Source organism: Microcoleus sp. B4-C2, assembly GCF_036705265.1.
In the GTDB taxonomy this organism is placed as follows: Bacteria; Cyanobacteriota; Cyanobacteriia; order Cyanobacteriales; family Microcoleaceae; genus Microcoleus.
Map to the genome: position 1 here is coordinate 6,940 of NZ_JAUBUB010000118.1, position 4,727 is coordinate 11,666.

Sequence of the window (4,727 nt, forward strand, 5' to 3'; positions counted from 1 at the left end):
GTAATCTAATTTTTTTGCTCGACCCTCGATCGCCTCGGAAAGCAAGTAACTGTGTTTGGGTCAAGTCATCTTTGGTAATAATTAATCCCTGGATTTGTAGTTGCAGATCAAGTAGATTTTGTGCAACTACAGATACCTAAATTGCCAATAATCAATGGCTAACTAGATTGGTAATGAATGAAGTTTTAGATTTTTGGTTTGGTCGATCGCAATCTCCTGAGTTTGGCAAAGTCCACAAGAAATGGTTTGAAAAAGATGCGGATTTTGATGCCCAAGTGCGTTAGCGAAGCCCTCGAAGAGGATCACGCTTTCTGCCGCAATACGAACTAGCCGCCTCCGGTCAACTCGACTCATGGCACGATTCCCCCGAAAATTGCCTCGCATTAATTCTACTGCTCGATCAATTTCCGCGCAATATGTTTCGCGGAACACCCCAAGCATTCGCCACAGACAGCAAAGCTTTAGCTACCGCCGAATACGCTGTTAACAATAACTTCGATCCCGAATTGCTAACTGTACAAAAATTATTTGTTTATCTCCCTTTTCAACACAGCGAAAACTTAGAAAACCAGCAAAAATCTGTGGAACTATTTCGCCAACTCAGCGGCGAACCTGAAAGCGATTCACTCATTGAATACGCGCAGCAGCATTTGGAAATAATCGAGCGTTTTGGGAGATTTCCCCACCGCAATGAAATTCTCGGACGCGAAACAACCCCCGAAGAAGCCGAGTTTCTGAGACAACCCGGTTCGGGATTTTAAAGCGCGATCGCAAAACCTCGATCGTTCTGATATATTCGAGGCTTGTAGAGGCAGTTTTAGGCCGCAATCAGAACCAACAGCAGACAATCTCTCTACAAAACCCGCCCCAACCCAACGACTCTCAACTTGAATAGTGCAATTAAAAAACAAGGTAAATTGTTGATTCAACAAAAAGCATACGAGGGTGAAGAATTTATCTATCGCCCAATCGTCAGCCGCGATACTGCACTCGATAAATCCGGTTATTCGCTTCCTCAGTAAACAGCAAACTCCCGTCAGGTAAAACCAGCAAACCAACCGGCCTCCCCCAAGTTTTCGGGCCAGACGGATCTGTGAGAAAACCAGTCAGAAAATCCTCATAATAACCTTGAGGGCGTCCGTTCGCCGCATTAAAAGGTACAAACACGATTTTATAACCAGTTCCAGAGTTCCGATTCCAACTGCCGCGAAACGCCACAAATGCGCCGTTGAGAAATCTTTTGGGAAATGTTTTTCCGTCGTAAAACTGAAGCCCCAAAGCGGCAGAGTGGGCCTGAAACAGCACGTCTGGCATTAATGTTTTAGCCGCTAAATCAGGTCGATCGCTATTGCCGTTTCTGGCGTGGCGCGGGTCGAGCAAATTCGGCTTAAAATAAGTGTAAGGCCAGCCGTAAAACTCGCCTTGACGAATTCTTGTCAAGTAATCCGGCACCAAATCATCTCCCAAACCGTCGCGTTCGTTGACTGTCGTGTAGAGTTGATTGGTTTTTGGGTGAAAATCCAATCCTACCGGGTTTCGCAACCCAGAAGCAAAAATTTGTTGGTTTTTGCCGTCCAAATTCATCACTTGAACAGACGCCCTCGGCAGCGGTTCGACATCGGCATTAGACTGCGATCCAACTGAGACGAAAAGCTTGCTTTTGTCGGGGGAAACGACAACATTTCGCGTCCAGTGTTGGTTGTAGCCGCCGCCCGGTAAATCGGCAATTTTTTGACCGGTACCTGTCAATTGTTCCTGCCCTTTTGTGTAGGGAAATCGGCGGACTTCAGCGGTATTTCCGAGGAAAAAATAGCGATCGGCAAAAGCCATGCCAAAGGGAATATTTAACCCGTTTTGGGCACTGGCAAAAGTTTTGCGAACCTCAGCAACCCCGTCGCCGTTGGCATCCCGCAACAGCGTAATCCGATTCTGCCTGGTTTCTGTTACCAAAACATCGCCTGTCGGCGTCAAAGCTAGCCATCGGGGAGCGTCTAAATTGTCAGCAAAAACGTTGACGACAAAGCCAGGAGGCACTCGCAGCACTGGCGATGCGGGAATCGGTATTACTTGAGGAGGTTTTGAGGCGCTTTCGCTGGCTCCTGGCTGCGGCAAAGCAGTTGCAACAATACGGATTGGCTGCGGCGACAGCGGTTTGGTCGGTACAATTTGATTTGTCCCAACATTTGTCACCGGTGCACGGGAGGGAATTTGCGAGACGGGGCTGTTGTCGCCCACAGCAGGGGATCTCGCATCTGTAGCTCGATCGCACGCAATCATCGGCAACAGCAGAATTAGCAGCAAGAAACGCAGGTAATACATAGCAGCGATTTCTCCACAATTGCTGGACAATTCTATTATTCTAACTGCTATTCAACAGCTAAGCCACCGCCGGCGCGGTGGCTTAATTCCATGTACTGATACCAGTTGCCAAAAAGAATGCAAGTGTAGGCCCGTGTTCCAAACCTTGATCTTCATCAGTCAATCGATTTTAGATTTGCTATTTTAGATTTTAGATTGAAGAAAGCAATCCCACGAATTAATCCGGGGGCCCCGGATCAAATTGCTTGATTGTCATTCCCAATCTTCAATCTTCAATCTAAAATCTAAAATCTAAAATCGTATAACCTAGCTCTACCAAAGTCCTCTCACAGGAGCCGGACGGGGAGCCGGAGCCGGAATTGGACGGGGAGCCGGACGAGGAGCCGGAGCCGGAGCCGGACGAGGAGCCGGACGCGGTGGCGGTTCTGGAGCCGGACGCGGTGCCGGTGCTGGGGTTGCGGGACGAGCAACCGTTGTGGCTACCACCTTATAATCGGGGATCACCGCGATATTTTGGATCTGAGATCCGGCGACGGTGGCTCTGACTTTCATTCCCGGTACTAAGCCAATAATTCTCAGGACGCATCTTTGAACCCTGAGAGTCCTGTACGGCGCGCTTTCTTCGCGAATAGTTACTACGTCGCCGACAATACTTTTGACAAAACCGACAATGGTTGTAGTGTTTGCTGTTGTGGTGGTCTGCGTTTGGGCTATTTGAGTTGCAGGGTTAGCCATCGCAGGATGTACTGAGACCGCCGAAATTACCACCGACAGTGTTGCACCTGTCAATAATTTGATGTTCTGAAGACGCATTGAAACCTCACATTAACTGCTATTCAGGGTCGGGTTTGCTTCCGCTGCACGAAAGTCCCAACCTCTATACCTAATCCAGTTTAATCCCCAAAGTAGGAAATTTATGACAATCTCAAAAAAAGATTATCGAACAAGTATTGAAAGACTAAATTTTACATCATAAGTTCCCGATTTACAACAAGTTCAGCGGTTTGCATCTCTAGAGTGTTGCCGTGATATATTGAGTTTATTCGATCGACCGTTGCCGTTTTTTTCCGCCCACCTAACTGTTGCTGGGGGGGAACTCTACCCAAAGACAGATTGTGATTGCCGGATACAGCAGCGCCATAGTTTGAATACTCGATCCCCAGTCGGTCATTGCTAAAAAATCTAATTAGTCGGAGGTAAAATCTAATCATTTTCTGGCAATATTTACGCATAAACCGGGTTTTCTCACGACATTCTATTGCGTAACTCCACTGAGCCACTTATAAAAACCTTGTGGTTTTGGTATTATTGCCTAAGCTTTGTGTTGAGTTACCAGTTATCAGTGGTGGAATTTCAACTAAAAACTGTACAGCGCAGTTGCCGTCATTCGATTTTAGATTTTAAATTTGAGATTTTCGATTGACTTGCGCGAGATAAATCCGGGGGCTTGAGGATGCAAGGATTTGGGATTGGGGATTGATTCCACGGATAAATCACGTGGCGGGTACCACCTTTGAAATTCTTGGTCAAAAAGCATCTCAAAATTTTTCGGATCGGGTGCGGTTGGCGGATAATTAGATCGGAACTTTGTAGGAAATGCTGGTGAGGAGTTTAGCGAAGAAAACAATGGTGAAGAGCAAATTTTTGTTTAACAAGTTAATTGTACTGAGCTTGAGTGCAGCCGCGCTGTCGATCGGCATACAGCAGCAGACGACTGCCGAAGTGGTGGCTAATTCAAGCAATAGTGCGATCGCAGCGCAGCGGCCCACCTCCGAGACACAGTTGCCGAATCTCGGAACCCCAGAACTGCCGCCCTTGGGAGAACCATTTCGTTACATTCCCCAGGAACCACAGCCTGCGGTAAATCCTATTGAGGAAGTGCGTTTAGTGCTGAAATTGCGAGAACGCCGCGTCTATGTTTACCGACAAAATAAGGTGCAAACCAGTTTCCCGGTTGCTGTGGGAAAAGGCGGGTGGGAAACTCCAACAGGCAATTTTAAAGTTATGCAAATGATCAAAGATCCAGTTTGGCAAAATCCTTGGACAGGAGAACTTATTCCTGCTGGGCCAGACAATCCATTAGGAAGTAGGTGGATGGGGTTTTGGACGGATGGCAAGAATGTGATTGGTTTTCATGGCACTCCGAATCCAGAGTCGATCGGGGGGGCGGCTTCTCACGGCTGCGTCAGAATGTTTGATAAAGATGCACAGGCTTTATTTGAGAAAGTCGCAGTTGGCACACCGGTGATAGTTGAGCATTAATTATTCGGAGTTTGGGGTGCATCAAAATATCTAGGAACAGGCAAGATGCCTGTTCCACAAAAATTCAATACAGGCAAGATGCCTGTTCCACAAAAATTCAATACAGGCAAGATGCCTGTTCCACAAAAATTCAATACAGGCAAGAT

At 47.1% G+C, this 4,727-nt stretch carries 4 protein-coding genes; 2 read left to right on the forward strand and 2 right to left on the reverse strand.

The window, feature by feature from the left end:
- The first annotated feature begins 311 nt into the window (after positions 1–311).
- Positions 312–761 (forward strand): DUF924 family protein, encoded by a 450-nt coding sequence (locus tag QUB20_RS25180; RefSeq protein WP_445299428.1) that lies wholly within the window; start codon positions 312–314, stop codon positions 759–761.
- A gap of 211 nt (positions 762–972) precedes the next feature.
- Here the strand turns inward: QUB20_RS25180 and QUB20_RS25185 are convergent, their stop codons facing one another.
- Complete coding sequence (locus QUB20_RS25185) at positions 973–2,319, reverse strand: sorbosone dehydrogenase family protein (protein ID WP_333250342.1); 1,347 nt, start codon at positions 2,317–2,319, stop codon at positions 973–975.
- Positions 2,320–2,631: 312 nt separating this feature from the next.
- Positions 2,632–3,132, reverse strand: coding sequence for an autotransporter (locus QUB20_RS25190; protein ID WP_333053578.1), 501 nt, complete (start codon positions 3,130–3,132; stop codon positions 2,632–2,634).
- 813 nt (positions 3,133–3,945) lie between these two features.
- Between QUB20_RS25190 and QUB20_RS25195 the strand changes: the two genes are divergently transcribed.
- The gene (locus QUB20_RS25195; protein ID WP_333250344.1) at positions 3,946–4,581 is read left to right on the forward strand and encodes a L,D-transpeptidase; all 636 of its coding nucleotides are present in this window, start codon (positions 3,946–3,948) and stop codon (positions 4,579–4,581) included.
- Positions 4,582–4,727 lie beyond the last annotated feature (146 nt).

Excerpts from the sequence above, each read along its gene's own strand:
- QUB20_RS25185 (WP_333250342.1), bottom strand. The coding sequence starts at position 2,319 with ATGTATTACCTGCGTTTCTTGCTGCTAATTCTGCTGTTGCCGATGATT.
- QUB20_RS25190 (WP_333053578.1), bottom strand. The coding sequence starts at position 3,132 with ATGCGTCTTCAGAACATCAAATTATTGACAGGTGCAACACTGTCGGTG.
- QUB20_RS25195 (WP_333250344.1), top strand. The coding sequence starts at position 3,946 with ATGGTGAAGAGCAAATTTTTGTTTAACAAGTTAATTGTACTGAGCTTG.